Origin of the sequence: Streptomyces antioxidans (assembly GCF_000968685.2) — a bacterium.
GTDB lineage: Bacteria > Actinomycetota > Actinomycetes > Streptomycetales > Streptomycetaceae > Streptomyces > Streptomyces antioxidans.
In genome coordinates this window covers 1-15,076 of record NZ_LAKD02000076.1, presented here as the reverse complement: position 1 = coordinate 15,076, position 15,076 = coordinate 1, and the positions used below count along the sequence as shown (strand labels likewise).

11 protein-coding genes and 1 pseudogene are annotated in these 15,076 nt (G+C 72.7%); 5 read left to right on the top strand and 7 right to left on the bottom strand.

Features of this window, described 5'->3' with window-relative positions; translation table 11 throughout:
- Positions 1-48 precede the first annotated feature (48 nt).
- Entirely contained in the window at positions 49-951 is a 903-nt protein-coding gene (locus tag VT50_RS25975) for an SCO4651 family lipoprotein (protein ID WP_046085543.1), read from the bottom strand.
- Positions 952-1,153: 202 nt separating this feature from the next.
- On the opposite strand from VT50_RS25975, the gene VT50_RS25970 reads away from it, so the two are divergent.
- On the top strand, positions 1,154-2,455 hold the full coding sequence (locus VT50_RS25970) for a GAF domain-containing protein (RefSeq protein WP_046085542.1): 1,302 nt from the start codon (positions 1,154-1,156) through the stop codon (positions 2,453-2,455).
- Here the strand turns inward: VT50_RS25970 and aspA are convergent.
- From aspA to VT50_RS25950, 4 genes are all read right to left on the bottom strand, one after another.
- Positions 2,438-3,853, bottom strand: a complete 1,416-nt coding sequence (gene aspA / locus VT50_RS25965; RefSeq protein WP_046085541.1) for an aspartate ammonia-lyase — start codon at positions 3,851-3,853, stop codon at positions 2,438-2,440. The two genes, VT50_RS25970 and aspA, sit on opposite strands and share 18 nt — an antisense overlap.
- A gap of 41 nt (positions 3,854-3,894) precedes the next feature.
- Entirely contained in the window at positions 3,895-4,929 is a 1,035-nt protein-coding gene (locus VT50_RS25960; protein ID WP_046085590.1) for an asparaginase, read from the bottom strand.
- Between the two features lie 179 nt (positions 4,930-5,108).
- Positions 5,109-6,548, bottom strand: coding sequence for an amino acid permease (locus VT50_RS25955; protein WP_046085540.1), 1,440 nt, complete (start codon positions 6,546-6,548; stop codon positions 5,109-5,111).
- Complete coding sequence (locus tag VT50_RS25950) at positions 6,545-7,300, bottom strand: FadR/GntR family transcriptional regulator (RefSeq protein ID WP_075200318.1); 756 nt, start codon at positions 7,298-7,300, stop codon at positions 6,545-6,547. Before VT50_RS25950 ends, VT50_RS25955 begins: the two co-directional genes overlap by 4 nt.
- A 113-nt stretch (positions 7,301-7,413) precedes the next feature.
- Here VT50_RS25950 and VT50_RS25945 point away from each other — a divergent pair, with 113 nt between their 5' ends.
- A complete protein-coding gene (locus tag VT50_RS25945) occupies positions 7,414-9,930 on the top strand; it encodes a SpoIIE family protein phosphatase (RefSeq protein ID WP_240529312.1) in 2,517 nt (838 codons plus the stop codon).
- Positions 9,927-11,318: pseudogene (gene lnt, locus VT50_RS25940) on the top strand (apolipoprotein N-acyltransferase); the annotation flags it as partial. The gene VT50_RS25945 and the pseudogene lnt, both read left to right, overlap by 4 nt.
- Before the next feature lie 202 nt (positions 11,319-11,520).
- Here the strand turns inward: lnt and VT50_RS39730 are convergent.
- Both VT50_RS39730 and VT50_RS25930 read right to left on the bottom strand, forming a co-directional pair.
- Positions 11,521-12,522: a Gfo/Idh/MocA family protein gene (locus VT50_RS39730; protein WP_420822225.1), complete on the bottom strand. Its 1,002-nt coding sequence runs from the start codon at positions 12,520-12,522 to the stop codon at positions 11,521-11,523.
- Positions 12,519-13,754 (bottom strand): FAD-dependent monooxygenase, encoded by a 1,236-nt coding sequence (locus tag VT50_RS25930; RefSeq protein ID WP_046085537.1) that lies wholly within the window; start codon positions 13,752-13,754, stop codon positions 12,519-12,521. Before VT50_RS25930 ends, VT50_RS39730 begins: the two co-directional genes overlap by 4 nt.
- An 87-nt stretch (positions 13,755-13,841) precedes the next feature.
- On the opposite strand from VT50_RS25930, the gene VT50_RS25925 reads away from it, so the two are divergent.
- Both VT50_RS25925 and VT50_RS25920 read left to right on the top strand, forming a co-directional pair.
- A complete protein-coding gene (locus tag VT50_RS25925) occupies positions 13,842-14,501 on the top strand; it encodes a TetR/AcrR family transcriptional regulator (RefSeq protein ID WP_046085536.1) in 660 nt (219 codons plus the stop codon).
- Positions 14,502-14,541: 40 nt separating this feature from the next.
- Positions 14,542-15,048 carry a DinB family protein gene (locus VT50_RS25920; protein WP_046085535.1) on the top strand — a complete coding sequence of 169 codons (507 nt, stop codon included), beginning with the start codon at positions 14,542-14,544 and terminating at the stop codon, positions 15,046-15,048.
- Positions 15,049-15,076 lie beyond the last annotated feature (28 nt).

The window sequence follows — 15,076 nt, the reverse complement described above, 5'->3', positions numbered from 1 at the left end:
CCCGCCGCGACCGCCCACCGGTGAAGGCGCCCTCGCCGGATCGGCGGATCAGCCCTCGGCCCCCTGCCCCAGCTCGGCGAGGTCCATGGTCTGGCTCTCCGGCGGCGCCTTCACCGTGACCGGCTCATTGAGTGCCGAGAAGGTGATGGTCATGTCGAGCGGGCCCTTGTCCCCCTCGCCGCGGACGCGGAACCGCTTGGTGTGGCCGTCCGGGTCCACCCACAGGTCCATGGACACCCGGTCGATCCCCACCTTCTCGTACGTCTTGAGGTTCTTCTCGCGGCGCTCGCGGGTCGCCGCGTCCTGGTCCTTCAGGCCCGCGCGCATCTGACGGAGGGTGATGGTGCCCCGGTAGTGGGTGGTCCGCACCCCGTCGATGGTCTCCTCGCCGATCCGCTTCACATCGTCGGCGCCGGAGAGGAAGGCCGACTCGTCGGCCGGGTTCTTCTCGGCCTGGTGAGAGAGCGAACCACCGCCCAGCCCGCCGGCCGCCTTCCCGCCCGGTCCGCCGAAGTCCAGTTTGAGCCAGCTCTTGCCGTGCAGCCCCGCGGCGGCCTCCTCGCTCCCGCCGACGTACATCGCCCCGTCGAGCATCCGGATCTCCACCGCCGCGTTCGCGTCCCGGTCGACCGCGCGCATCTTCATCCTGACGGCGGGCGGCTTGGTGCTCAGCGCCGCGTCGCCCTCGATCCGCCCGTCCTCGGGGGTGCGGCCGCTCATCCGGTAGCGGAACGAGGTGAGCTTCTCGCTCTTCCTGGCCGCCGCGCGCACCGCCGCCGCCGGGGCCATCCGCATCTGCTCCGGGGACTTCTCCCCCGCCTTGCCCTCGGGCTTTCCGTCCGCACCTGACGATCCGCAGCCGACCGCGCCGCCGCAGAGCAGGAAGGCGGCGAGCACGGCACCGGCCGCACGGGCGCCCTTGCCATGTCCCCCGTGTACGGCCATGGCCATCACATCCCACCCCTTGCAGAACTTGCGTTCGTTTCGCCGTGGTCCGGGACAGTACCAGCAGCGGCTGACAACCGGCCTGAAGGACCTCGCGCTTGGTTACGGTTGCCTCTTCACACCTTCGCGACCGCACACCCGCCGTACCTCTTCACTACAATCTCGGAGCGACGAAGCCCCGCTCAGCAGAGGCTGAAGGCTGCCATCCATGCGTACCCAGCGACCCCGCGACGCCAGTCCCCTGGCCGCGCTGAGCCCCACGGAATCGGCCCGTCTCATGGCGGTGATCCGCGAGGCGGCGCTGAGCCGGGGACGGCTTCCGCTGCCCACCCGCCCGGTGATCGGCGCCTCCTGGGACCGGATGCTGCGCCTGGGCCTCGATCCCGATCACGGGCGCGCGCCACGGCCGCTGGGGCTGGAGGAGTTGGAGCGGCGGAGGCGGCAGACCCGGCTGGCCGAGGTGCTGCCCACCCTGCGGGACGGGCTGCTCGAGGCGGCGGAGGCGGCCGCGCACCTCATGATCATCGCCGATGCGGAGGGCCGGATCCTGTGGATCGACGGCCATCGGGGGGTGCGACGGCAGGCCGACGGCATCGCGCTCGTAGAGGGTTCGCACTGGGCCGAGGACGTCGCCGGAACCAGCGGAATCGGCACCGCGCTCGCCGTCAAGTCGCCCGTGCGGGTGCATTCGGCGGAGCACTTCGTCAGCGCCTTCCACACCTGGAGCTGCGCCGCCGCCCCGGTCCACGACCCGAGCGACGGACGGCTGCTGGGCGTCATCGACGTCAGCGGCCCCGCCGGAACCGCCCATCCCACGGTGCTCTCCCTGGTCACCGCGACCGCCCGGTGGGCCGAGGGCGAACTGCGCCTCGCCCACAGCCGGGAGCTGGAGGGCCTGCGCGCGGTCGCCGCGCCGCTGCTGGCGCGGATCCACGGCAAGGCCGTCGTGGTCGACCAGCACGGCTGGATCGCCGGGGTCACCGGGGTGACCCCGCGCGAGCGCCGGCTGTTGCTGCCGAAGGCGCCGTACGACGGGCCGGTGTGGCTGCCCGCGCTCGGCGCGTGCGCGGTGGAGCCGCTGCCCGGCGGCCATCTGCTGCGGGTGCTGGACGGCGAGGCATCCCCGGGGACCGGTCCGGCGGGCTGGGGCGATCTGCTGCTTGACGTGCGCCATCCGCACCGCTGGACCCTGACCTTCACGGGTCCCTCGGGCACCTGGATCCATGAACTCAGCGCCCGCCAGGCCGAGGTGCTGCTGGTGCTCGCCGCCCACCCCGAGGGGCGCACGGCGGCGCAGTTGGCCCAGGACCTGTTCGGGGATCCGACGCGGACGGTGACCGTACGGGCCGCGATGTCACGGCTGCGCGGACGCGTCGGGGCGGTGCTGGCACACCGCCCCTACCGCATCGCCGACAGCGTCCGCATCGCCGTGGCGGGCCCGGACCACCCCGCCGACCTCCTCCCCCACAGCTCGGCCCCGGCGGTTGTGCGGCTAAGGGCGCAGCCCTGAGTCCTGGCCCGCAAGCTCCTCCGGCCTCAGCACCTCGGCCAGGCGGTCGGCGGGCAGCAGGCCCTTTTCCTGGACGAGTTCGGCCACGCCGCGGCCCGTGGCCAGGGCCTCCTTGGCGATGCTGGTGGCCGCACCGTAACCGATGTACGGGTTGAGCGCGGTGACCAGGCCGATGGAGTTCTCCACGGAGGTGCGCAGCCGTTCGGTGTTGGCGGTGATGCCCGCGACGCACCGCTCGGCCAGCACCAGGCAGGCGGCGCGCAGATGGGCGACGCTCTCCGAGAGGGAGTGCAGGATGATCGGTTCGAAGGCGTTGAGCTGGAGCTGTCCGGCCTCGGCGGCCAGCGTGATGGCGACGTCGTTGCCGATCACCTCGAAGGCGACCTGGTTGACCACCTCGGGGATCACCGGGTTGACCTTGCCGGGCATGATGCTCGAACCCGCCTGCACCGGGGGCAGGTTGATCTCGTTGAGTCCGGCCCGCGGGCCCGAGGACAGCAGCCGCAGGTCGTTGCAGCTCTTGGAGAGCTTGACCGCGATGCGCTTGAGGACGCCCGACAGATGGACGAAGGCGCCGCAGTCCTGCGTGGCCTCGACCAGGTTGGCGGCGGTGACCAGCGGCAATCCGGTGATGGCCGCGAGGTGGCGGCGGGCGGCCTCGGCATAGCCCGTGGGGGCGTTGAGGCCGGTGCCGATGGCGGTCGCGCCGAGGTTGATCTCGTGCACCAGGGTGGCGGCCTCCAGCAGCCGGGCCTGGTCCTCCTCCAGCATCACGGCGTACGCGGAGAACTCCTGGCCCAGCGTCATCGGCACCGCGTCCTGGAGCTGGGTGCGCCCCATCTTCAGGACGTCGCGGAACTCCTCGGCCTTGGCGGCGAACGCCCGGCGCAGCGTGTCCATGGCCGTGTGGAGCTCATGGACGGCGGTGATCGTGGAGACCTTGACGGCGGTCGGGTAGACATCGTTGGTGGACTGGCCGAGGTTGACGTCCTCGTTGGGGTGGAGCCGGTCGTAGTCGCCCTTGGCATGGCCGAGGAGCTCCAGCGCCCGGTTGGCGATCACCTCGTTGGCGTTCATGTTGGTCGAGGTCCCGGCGCCGCCCTGGATCACATCGACGGTGAACTGGTCGTGCAGGGCGCCCCGGCGTATCTCCTGGCAGGCGGCCGCGATGGCGTCGGCCTTCGCCGTGGTGAGCAGCCCGAGGTCCTCGTTGGCCCGGGCGGCGGCCTCCTTGACGGCGGCCAGGGCGCCGATCAGGTGCGGATGGGCGGCGATGGAGGTGCCGGTGACGGGGAAGTTCTCTCCGGCGCGCAGGGTGTGGATGCCCCAGTAGGCGTCGGCGGGGACGTCGCGGTCGCCGAGCAGGTCGTGTTCGCGGCGGTGGCCGGTGGCGCTCATGGTGTGCGGTCTTCCTCGGTTCCTGGTGAGGGTGGGCGGGGTCAGCCGGTGGGCGGGGCCAGGACGTCGGTGGGGTGCACACCGCCGATGGCGGCCCCGCCGCCGTACACCGGCGTGGTGGCGAACTCGGCGAGGACTCCGGGGTCGGTCCCGCAGTGGGCGAGGGCCGCGGCGGTCACCGGCATCCGGGCGCGGTCCGCACCGTCGGCGATCTTCACGGCGACGGCGCGGCCGTCGGGCAGCGCCGCGATCTGCACGCCCTCGAAGCCGTCCTTGGCGATCAGGCCCGGTACGGCGCGCATCAGCCGGGCCACGTCCCGGTCGGTGCCGGACGCCATCTCCGGGTGGGCGCGCAGGGCGGCGGCCACCCGGCCCTCGGGGGTGTCCATGGCGCCGGAGGCGATCCGGGCGGCGGCCGTCGCGAGCCCGCGCAGGGAGACGGAGAACAGCGGTGCGCCGCAGCCGTCGACCGAGACCAGGGCGATGCGCTGCCCGGTGAGGTCTTCCACGGTCTCGGCGATCAGCCGCTGCAGCGGATGGGCGGGGTCGAGGTAGTCCGCCAGCGGCCAGCCGCGCAGCCGGGCGGTGAGCAGCATCGCGGCGTGCTTGCCCGAGCAGTTCTGGGCGAGCCGGGTGGGCCCACCGCCGTCCCGCAGCCAGGCGTCGCGTTCGGCGGCGCCGTACGGCAGGTCCGGAGTGTTGCGGAGGTCGGCCTCGGTGAGCCCGGCCCGGCCGAGGATGTGGCGTGCTCCGTCCAGATGGCGCGGCTGGCCGGAGTGGCTGGCGGCGGTGAGCGACAGCAGTTCCCCGTCCAGCGGCAGCCCGGCCCGCAGCAGGGCCACGGCCTGGACGGGCTTGAGCGCGGAACGCGGGTAGCAGGCCACGTCGATGTCGCCGGCCTGGAAGGCGACCCGGCCGTCGGCGGCCAGGACGACGACCGAGCCGTGGTGGACGCCCTCGATGGCCCCGCCGCGCACCACATGGGCGAGCGGCACATGGCGGGGGGCACGGACGGCGGGGGGCTCGGCCGGGGTACGGCGGGTCGCGTCGTCGGTCCGTCCGAGGCGGGTGTCCATGGTGGTGCTCTCGTGGTCAGGGGTGTTCACGGGATGGATTCCTCCGAGTGGTGGTGGAGGGGAGGGCGTCCGGGGGTGGTACGCCCGCGCGGAGATCCGGAGGGGTGGTTCGGCCGCGCGGGAGAAACGATTCCTCGGTGATGACTCAGCGGTTGCTCAGCGATTCCTCAGAGCATGGCTCACGAGGGGTCCTTCACCCGGCCGCGGGACGCGTACCAGCCGATGACCAGCGCCGCCAGGATCGCCGGAAGCGCCATGACGGTCAGTCGGCTGGGGCCGCCGTCCGCCCACATCAGGACGAGGACGGAGGCGAGGAAGCCCAGGGTGACGACCTCGGTGTACGGGGAGCCGGGGAGCCGGTAGCCGGGGCGGCTGACCTGACCGGACTGGGCGCGCCGCCAGAACAGCAGATGACAGAGCATGATCACGGCCCAGGTCGAGAGGATGCCGATCGCGGCGAAGTTGAGCACGATTTCGAACGCCTCGTCCGGCACCACATAGTTCAGGCCCACGCCCAGCACACAGAAGGAGGAGGTGAGGAGGATGCCTCCGTAGGGCACATGGGTGCGGCTCATGGCGCCGGTGAACCTGGGTGCGGAGCCGGACATCGCCATCGAGCGCAGGATCCGGCCGGTGGAGTACAGCCCGGAGTTGAGGCTGGACATCGCGGCGGTGAGCACGACGAGGTTCATCACACCGCCGGCCGCCGGGACACCGATCTTGGACAGCACGGTGACGAAGGGGCTCTCGTCGCCCGAGTAGGAGCCGGAGGGCAGCAGCATCGAGAGCAGCACCACGGAGCCGACGTAGAACAGACCCACCCGCCACATGATGGAGTTGATCGCCTTGGGCATGATCTTCTCGGGGTTCTCGGTCTCTCCCGCGGCCACGCCGACCAGTTCCACGGAGGCGTAGGCGAAGACGACGCCCTGGATGACCAGCAGCATCGGCAGCGCACCGTGCGGGAAGACGCCACCGTGGTCGGTGATCAGGCTGGGTCCGGTGCTGGTGCCGGCCACCTGCTCCCGGGTGACCAGCAGGAAGATGCCGATCGCCATGAAGACGACGAGCGCGCCGACCTTGATGATCGCGAACCAGAACTCCAGCTCACCGAAGATCTTCACCGAGATCAGGTTGACCGTGAGCACCACGGCCAGCGCGATCAGGGCGATCACCCACTGTGGTATCTCGGTGAACATCCCCCAGTAGTGGGTGTACGTCGCCACGGCGGTGATGTCGGCGACCCCGGTGGTGGCCCAGTTCAGGAAGTACATCCAGCCCGCGGCGAAGGCGCCCTTCTCGCCCAGGAACTCACGGGCGTAGGAGACGAACGCGCCGGAGGACGGCCGGTGCAGCACCAGCTCGCCCAGGGCGCGCACCACCAGGAAGGCGAAGACGCCGCAGACGGCGTACGCCAGGGCCAGTGAGGGCCCGGCGTCCTTGAGCCGCCCGCCGGCGCCGAGGAAGAGGCCGGTGCCGATGGCGCCGCCGATGGCGATCATGTTGACGTGCCGGGCCTTGAGGGACTTGCTGTAACCGGCGTCGCCCGCGTCCACGTGCGCGGGGCGCTCGGCCTGGTGCTGTGGGCGTTCTTCTTGCCGGAGGGACTGCTCGCTCACGCCTGCTGTCCGCCTTCCGTCGGTGCTGTCGTCCGGCTGTCCGCCGCGGCGGGCCGCACGATGGTGGTCAGGGTGGTCTCCACGCGTTCGAGGTGGTGGGCCATGGCCTCCACCGCGTCGTGTTCGGACCCGTCGGCAAGCGCCTCGACGATCGCCCGGTGTTCCCGGTTCGACTGTTCGCGGCGGCCGCCGAGTTCATTGAGAAATGCCGACTGCCGCGCCAGGGCATCGCGGATCTCCTCGATGACCCGCCGGAAGACCGGGTTCTGGGCCGCCTGGGCCACGGCGAGGTGGAACAGCGTGTCCATCGCCACCCATGCGGTGGTGTCGGTCTCCCGCTCCATCCGCTCCAGCAGATGGGACAGGTGGTCAAGGTCCTCGGCGGAGCGGCGCACCGCCGCGTAGCCCGCCACCGGGAGCTCGATGTGCCGGCGCACCTCCAGCAGGTCGCTCGCGGCGTAGTCGCCGAAGGTGGGGTCCGCCACCGGACCGCTGGAGATGACGAAGGTGCCCTTGCCGGTGCGTGAGGCGGTCAGCCCCATGGTCTGCAGGGCCCTCAGGGCCTCGCGGAGCACCGGTCGGCTCACCTCCAGGCGCCGGCACAGCTCGGCCTCGGAGGGGAGTTTGTCCCCCACCGCGTAATCGCCGCGCTCGATGGCTTCCCGGAGGTGGGTGAGGACCGCCTCCATCGCGCTGACGCGACGGGGCGAGGCGGATCCGGAATCGCCTGTCTGGCTGTCTGACAAGTTCACGCGGTGATCCTCAGGCGTACACCGGAGAGTTGTCAAGCGTCGACTTTCCACCACCGGGGAGGCGGGGAAGTCATAGTATTAAGGGAAATGTATCCGCAGATGGGACGGGTGCGATGGCCATCCCCCAGGGAATCGCGCCGACCGAGACGCATGTCCCTTTCGACATGGCGGATGCGGCCTCGGCGCTGATCGACGCCACGGGGACCATCATCGGCTGGACCCCGGCGGCGGAGCGACTTCTCGGCTACCCGGCCGCGGATGCGATGAAGCAGTCGGCCAGCATGCTGCTGGCGGCGCCGGAGGACGCGGCAAAGGCCGGGGCGATCGGCTCGTGGTGCCAGAAGCACGACGGCTGGGGCGGCCTGGGGCGGCTCCGGCACCGGGACGGCCGCCGGATCGAAGTGGGGCTGCGGATCTCCGCCATGCGCGACCCGGACGGCGATGTCTCGTGGCTGGTCTCCGGGATCGACGTGGGCTCCATCCCGACCTGGGCGCTCAGCGGCTCGCTGCTCCAGGCGTTCCTGACCCGGTCGCCGGTCGGGATGGCCGTGCTCAGCCCGGAGCTGCGGTATGTGTGGATCAACGACACGCTGGAGCGCTACGGCGGGCTGCCGCGCGAGCAGCGACTGGGACGCCGGATGGCGGAGTGCCTGCCGGGGCTGGACACCGAGGCGCTGGAGGCGAAGCTGCGGCAGGTGCTGAAGACCGGCAAGCCGGTGATCGACTACGAGTACCGGGGCTGGACGATCGCCGAGCCCCACCGCGAGCACGCGTATTCGACCTCCTTCTTCCGCCTGGACAACGCCGAGGGCCGTCCGGTGGGCGTGTGCCACATGGTCATCGACGTCACCGACCGCTGGCGGGCCCGGGAGCGGCTGGCGCTGCTGAACGAGTCCAGCTCCCACATCGGCAGCACCCTGGACGTCATGCGCACCGCCCAGGAGCTGGCCGACTTCGCGGTGCCGCGGCTCGCCGACTTCGTCACCGTCGATCTGCTGGACTCCATCCTGCGCGGCGGGGAGCCCCTGGAGGCCCCCGGCGAGACCCTGCCCGCCTTCCGCCGGGCGGGTCAGGCGTCGATCCGGGAGGGGTGCCCGGAGTCGATCGCGGAGCAGGGGGACGCGGTCGCCATCTCCCCCACGTCCCCCTTCGCCTGGTGCTTCTTCTCCGGGGAGGCGCTGCTCGACCCCGTGATGGGCAACTCCATCACCGCCTGGTCCGGGGACGATCCGGTACGGACGGCGAAGGTGCGCGAGTTCGGGATGCGGTCGCTGATGGTGGCGCCGATCGGGGCGCGCGGCGCCCTGCTGGGCGTGGCCACGTTCGTACGCTCCCGGCATCCGGACCCGTTCGAGGAGGACGATCTGCTGCTCGCCGAGGAGCTGGTCGCACGGGCCGCGCTGAACATCGACAACGCCCGCCGCTACAGCCGTGAGCACGCCACCGCGCTGGCCCTCCAGCGCAGTCTGCTGCCGCACGCCCTGAGCGGCGGCCAGGCCGTCGAGGTGGCCTCGCGCTATCTGCCCACGGACGCGCGCAACGGGGTCGGCGGCGACTGGTTCGATGTGATCCCGCTGTCCGGCGCCCGGGTGGCGCTGGTGGTCGGCGATGTGGTCGGACACGGCATCACCGCGGCGGCCACCATGGGGCGGTTGCGAACGGCCGTGCACACGCTCGCCGATATGGACCTGCCGCCCGAGGAGCTGCTGGCCCACCTGGACGACCTGGTCATCCGGCTCACCGAGGAGGAGTCCGGGCAGGAGGGCGTGGCGGCCGCGGTGCTGGGCGCCACCTGTCTGTACGCGGTCTACGACCCGGTCACCCGGCGGTGCACCATGGCGCGGGCGGGCCACCCGACCCCCGCGATCGTGGACCCCTCGGGCGAGGTCACCTTCCCCGCGCTGCCCGCCGGTCCCCCGCTGGGCCTGGGGTCGCTGCCGTTCGAGTCGGCGGAACTGGAGCTGCCCGCGGGAAGCCTGATCGCCCTCTACACCGACGGGCTCATCGAGACCTGTGACCAGGACATCGACGTCGGCCTCAGCCGGCTGAGCAACGCCCTCGGCCAGTCCGTGCTGCCGCTGGAGGAGCTCTGCCGTACGGTCGTCGACACCCTGCTGACCTGCCCGCAGACCGACGACGTGGCCCTGCTGCTGGCCCGTACCCACGGTCTGGGCGCCGGACATGTCGTCTCCTGGGACCTGCCCTCCGATCCGGCCGTCGTGGCCAACGCCCGCTCGCTGGCGATGCGCCAGCTCGCCGAGTGGGGTCTCGAGGAGCTGATGACGACCACGGAACTGATCGTCAGTGAGCTGGTCACCAACGCCATCCGCCACGGCACCGGCCCCATCCGGCTGCGGCTGATCCGGCACGACGTGCTGATCTGCGAGGTCACCGACACCAGCAACACCTCGCCGCGGCTGCGCCACGCCCGCACCACCGACGAGGGCGGCCGGGGGCTGTTCCTCGTCGCCCAGCTGACCCGCCGCTGGGGCACCCGCTACACCGAGGGCGGCAAGCTCATCTGGGCCGAACAGGACCTCCCCGAGCACGACAGCCCGGAACACGACGGCCCGGAACACGACACCTCGGAACACGACAGCCCGGAACACCACCTCCCGGAATCGGCATGAAGCACGCTCCGGCGCACCCCCGCCCTGTTCATGATCGGCTGACTCCCGCACACTGGCCCTGTGCCAACAGGAGGGGGGCGCCCGAGGTGCGGAGGCCGGTCGGCGGCGGGGGTCTGTGGGGGCGGCGGCTGGCCTCCCCGTGGTGGCGCGGCGCGATGGCGCTGCTGGCGGGCGCGCTGCCCGCACTGGCCTTTCCCGCGCCCTCGCTGTGGTGGTGGGCGTATGTGGCCCTGGTGCCCTGGCTGCTGCTGACGCGCTCGGCACCCACCGCCCGCCGGGCGATGTGGGACGGCTGGCTGGGCGGCGCCGGGTTCCTGCTCGCGGTACACCACTGGCTGATGCCGAGCCTCCATGTGTTCATCGTGCTGCTGGCGCTGCTGCTCGGGCTGTTGTGGGTGCCCTGGGGGTGGCTGACCCACCGGCTGCTGCACGGCCGCCCGGGTGCCGGGCGGGTGGCGGCGGCGCTGGTGCTGCTGCCGTCGGTCTGGCTGATGGCCGAGCTGGTCCGGTCCTGGGAGTATCTCGGCGGGCCCTGGGGGCTGCTGGGCGCGAGCCAGTGGCAGGTGGCGCCCGCGCTGCGGCTGGCCTCGGTGGGCGGGGTCTGGCTGCTCGGTTTTCTGCTGGTGCTGGTGAACGTGGCGGTGACCGTGCTGATCGCGGTGGCCCGGGGGCGTACGGTGGCGCTGGCCGGGCTCGCCGCGTGCGGCGCCGCGGTGGCGGGGGCGTGGGCCTGGGTGCCGCAGGCCAAGGAGCCCGGGACGGCGCGGATCGCGGTGGTGCAGCCGGGGGTCATCCCGGGGCCCGGGCCGCGCTTCGAGCGCGGCGCGGAGCTGACCCGGCAGCTGGCCGGGCGCGATGTCGACCTGGTGGTGTGGGGCGAGAGCAGCGTGGCCCAGGACCTCACCGCCCATCCGGAGCTGGCCCGGCGGCTGGCCGGGCTGTCCCGGACGGTCGGCGCGGAGCTGCTGGTCAACGTGGACGCGCGGCGCGGTGACATGCCCGGCATCTACAAGAGCTCGGTGCTGATCGGGCGGGACGGCCCGACCGGGCAGCGCTACGACAAGATGCGGCTGGTCCCCTTCGGGGAGTACATCCCGGCCCGGCCGCTGCTTGGCTGGGCCACCTCGGTGGGCAGGGCGGCCGGCGAGGACCGCCACCGGGGCACCGAGCCGGTGGTGATGAAGCTGCCGGGCTCGCTGCGGATCGGGCCGCTGGTGTGCTTCGAGTCGGCGTTCCCCGACATGAGCCGGGCCCTGGCGCGGGACGGGGCGCGGATGCTGGTCGTCCAGTCCTCCACCTCGACCTTCCAGGGGAGCTGGGCGCCGGAGCAGCACGCCTCGCTGGCCGCGCTGCGGGCCGCCGAGACCTGGCGGCCGATGGTGCACGCCACGCTGACCGGGGAGAGCGCGGTGTTCGGGCCGCGCGGCGAGCCGGTGGGCCCCCGGATGTCCACCGGCACCAGCGCGGCCACCGTCTACACGGTGCCGCTGGGGGAGGGCACCAGCCCGTATGTGCGGATCGGGCCCTGGCCGGTGTACGGGGCGATGGCGGCGCTCGCCGTCTTCTGCGCGGCCGAGGGGGGCCGGGCGCTCAGACGGCGTACGGACCGGCCGTCGGGCGGGAGGCCGGACCGGGCGCCGGGTGAGCGGCCGGACCAGCAGCCGGACCGGCCGTCGGACCGGCGGACAGACCAGCCGACTCCAGGGCGTCCCTGACGACCCGTTCGCACAGCTCATGGGTGTGCAGGGCGTCCTCCGCGCCGATCCGCCGCCCGGAGCGCACCGCGTCCAGGAAGGCGTCGGTGATCTGCTCGATCCCGCGCTGCCGCGCCACCGGCACCCAGTCGCCCCGGCGGCGCACGCTCGGCTGGCCCTTGTGGTCGACCACTTCGGCCAGGTTGAGCACCTGCCGCTTGGTGTCCTGTCCTGAGACCTCCAGGACCTCCTCGGTGGAGCCGCTCATCCGGTTCATCACGCCGACCGCGGTGAACCCGTCCCCGGACAGCTGGAGCAGCACATGGTGTATCAGTCCGCCGCGGACCCTGGCGCGCACGTCGATGTGGTCCACCGGACCGGGCGCGAGGAAGCGCAGGGTGTCGACCACGTGGATGAAGTCGTCCAGGACCAGGGTGCGCGGGTCCTCGGCGAGGCCGACGCGGTTCTTCTGGAGCAGGATCAGATCGCGCGGATGGTCCAGGCACTGGGCGTAGCCGGGCGCGTAGCGCCGGTTGAAGCCGACCATCAGGCTCACCCCGCGCTCCTCGGCGAGCCGCACCAGCCGTTCGCTGTCGGCGAGGTGGTACGCGAGCGGCTTGTCCACGTAGGTGGGCACCCCGGCCTCGAGCAGCCGGGTGACCAGGCCGGCGTGGGTGTCGGTCGGGGCGTGGACGAAGGCCGCGTCGAGCCCGGCCGCGAGCAGCGAGTCCAGGTCGGCGTGGCGCTGGGCCCCGGGGATCCGATGGGTGTCGGCGACCCGCTGGAGGGTGGCCGGGGTGCGGGTGTGGAGATGCGGTTCCAGGCCGGGGCGGGCCATCAGGACGGGCAGATACGCCTTCTGCGCGATGTCGCCGAGCCCGACGCAACCAACCCTCATGTGTTCTCCCCTGTTCTCCCCGGTCCCGTGCGGTCCTGGCTTCCGCCGTGCCCCGCAGGATACGTGGGGGTGGGCGGGCGCCAGTCGGCGACGCCGTCGAAGGAGCGGATGGCGATACCGGGGGCGAGGCGGCCGATGGCGGCGATCGCGGCATCGCGGAAGGCGACGGCGGGGGCGCTGGTGAGGGTGATCATGCGGGCGGATCGGGCCGAGCGGCGCACCACGTCCATGGTGCGGGGCAGCCGGTCGCGGGTGTAGGCGGCCAGCGCGGCGGAGGGATCGGCGGTATCGGGGGCCAGGTGGTGGGCGAGGACGACGGCGTCCTCGATGGCCTGGTTGCCGCCCTGCCCCATCGTGGGGGCCATCGCGTGGGCGGCGTCGCCGAGGAGGGCGACCCGGCCCCGGTGGTAGGCGGGCAGCGGCTCGGCCATGTACCGGATGTCATGGCGCAGCACGTCCTGGGGCGCGACCGAGGCCAGGACATCGGGGATGGGGCGGTGCCAGTCGCCGTAGAGCCGCAGCAGTTCGGACAGCTCGTCGTCCGGGGCCCGGCCGCCGGGCGGGGCGACGGCCGCCCCGTAGGCGTAGACCCGGCCGTCCTTGAGCGGCTGGGTGCCCCAGATCCGGCCCCTCCCCCAGGTCTCATGCGGCTCGAACGGCCGGTCGGGGGCGGGGATGACGACGCGCCAGGTGGTGAATCCGGCGTAGCGGGGCCCGGGGTGGTCCGGGAAGAGCGTGCCGCGCACGGCCGAGTCGATGCCGTCGGCGCCGATGACGAGGTCCGCCTCGTGGTCGCCGTCCTCGGTGGTGACCCGGGCCGGGCGGCCGGCGGCACCGGGGTCGGTCAGCCGGGCGGCGGTCCCGGTGCGGACCACGCCCTCGGGCAGCCGGGAGACGAGCAGGTCGACGAGGGTGGCCCGGTGGAGGAGCACCAGCGGGCCGCCGAAGCGCTCGGTCATCGTGGCGCTGTCCATCCGGGAGAGCCAGCGGCCGCCGGGGGTGCGCAGTCCGCCGCCGCCCTGCCAGGCGGCGAGCGCCCGCACCTCGTCGCCGAGCGCGATGGCGTCCAGGGCGCGCTGGGAGTTGGCGGCGAGGGAGATTCCGGCGCCGACCGGCTCGAGGCGGACGGCCCGCTCCAGGACGGTGAGGGACCAGCCGCGGCGGTGCAGGGCCGCGGCGGCGGTGAGCCCGCCGACTCCGGCACCGATGACGAGGGCACGGGGCTGCTGCATGACTCCTCCAAGAAGAACTACAGATGTAGTACTCATTGAGGTTACTACATCCGTAGTACGGATGGCGGATGGGCTTAGGTTGACCCCATGACCGCTGATCGAACCACCGCCTCCGCTTCGGGCGCCGCCGCGTCCGGCGCGCCGTCCGCCGCCGCGTCCGGCGCGTCCCGCGCCGAGCTGATCGCCGACACCGCGCTGGCGCTGCTGGCCGAGCGCGGCATGCGGGGGCTGACGCACCGTGCGGTGGACGAGGCGGCCAGGCTGCCGCTCGGCTCGACCTCCAACCACGCACGGACCCGCGCCGCCCTGCTCAAGGCGGCGGTCCGGCGGCTGGCCCAGCGGGAGACGGAGGCACTGGCGCCCGACGGGATGCCGGGCGGCGCGGCACCGGACGGAACCGATCCGGTCGCGGGACCGGCCGACGCGCTCGCGCTCGCCCTGCACCGCTCGCTCACCACCCAGCGCGATCTGCTGATCGCCCGCTATGAGCTGGCGCTGGAGGCGACCCGCCGCCCCGAGCTGCGGGAGTTCTACGACGCCACGGGGCGCGGCTTCCGGGAGCCGCTTGAGGCGATGATGACGGCACTGGGCTCCACCGAGCCCCGTCGGCACGCCCGGTCACTGGTGGCCTGGTGCGAGGGGCTGATGTTCAGCTGCGCCGCGGGCGCCGACCACGACGCCGCACCCGACCTCGCCGCGCTGCGCACCGGGTTCGAGGAGCTGCTGCGCGGGATGCTCGGCGAATAACGCGTGGCGGGCTGGCTGCGGCGCGGCCATCATGACCGCCATGGCAACCACAGAACGCCCCGACCCGCCTCGGACCGCCGATGAGCGCACCAGCCTGGAGGGGTGGCTGGACTTCCACCGCGCGACCCTCGCCCTCAAGTGCGAGGGACTGGACGACAAGCGGCTGCGCGAGGCGTCGGCGCCGCCGTCCGGGCTGACCCTGCTCGGTCTGGTACGGCATATGGCCGAGGTCGAGCGGAGCTGGTTCCGCCGGGTGCTCGACCAGCAGGACATCGGCCCGATCTGGTACAGCGACGAGGATCCGGACGGGGAATTCCACCTCACCGACGAGGACGCCCCGGAGGCCGCCTTCGCCATCTGGCGGGAGGAGATCGCCAAGGCCGACAGGGCCGCCGCGGGCCGTTCCCTGGACGATGTGGTCAGCCGACCCGACCGCGGGGACTACAACCTGCGCTGGATCTACCTCCACATGATCGAGGAGTACGCCCGCCACAACGGCCACGCCGACCTCATCCGCGAGCGGATCGACGGCGCCACCGGCGACTAGTGAGCTGGTCCGGAGATGCGTGAGCAGT

What these genes read in the sequence shown, in the direction of transcription:
- VT50_RS25925 (WP_046085536.1), top strand. Translation starts at nt 13,842, where the DNA reads ATGACCGCTGATCGAACCACCGCCTCCGCTTCGGGCGCCGCCGCGTCC.
- VT50_RS25975 (WP_046085543.1), bottom strand. Translation starts at nt 951, where the DNA reads ATGGCCATGGCCGTACACGGGGGACATGGCAAGGGCGCCCGTGCGGCC.
- aspA (WP_046085541.1), bottom strand. Translation starts at nt 3,853, where the DNA reads ATGAGCGCCACCGGCCACCGCCGCGAACACGACCTGCTCGGCGACCGC.
- VT50_RS39730 (WP_420822225.1), bottom strand. Translation starts at nt 12,522, where the DNA reads ATGAGGGTTGGTTGCGTCGGGCTCGGCGACATCGCGCAGAAGGCGTAT.
- VT50_RS25930 (WP_046085537.1), bottom strand. Translation starts at nt 13,754, where the DNA reads ATGCAGCAGCCCCGTGCCCTCGTCATCGGTGCCGGAGTCGGCGGGCTC.
- VT50_RS25970 (WP_046085542.1), top strand. Translation starts at nt 1,154, where the DNA reads ATGCGTACCCAGCGACCCCGCGACGCCAGTCCCCTGGCCGCGCTGAGC.
- VT50_RS25945 (WP_240529312.1), top strand. Translation starts at nt 7,414, where the DNA reads ATGGCCATCCCCCAGGGAATCGCGCCGACCGAGACGCATGTCCCTTTC.
- VT50_RS25920 (WP_046085535.1), top strand. Translation starts at nt 14,542, where the DNA reads ATGGCAACCACAGAACGCCCCGACCCGCCTCGGACCGCCGATGAGCGC.
- VT50_RS25960 (WP_046085590.1), bottom strand. Translation starts at nt 4,929, where the DNA reads ATGGACACCCGCCTCGGACGGACCGACGACGCGACCCGCCGTACCCCG.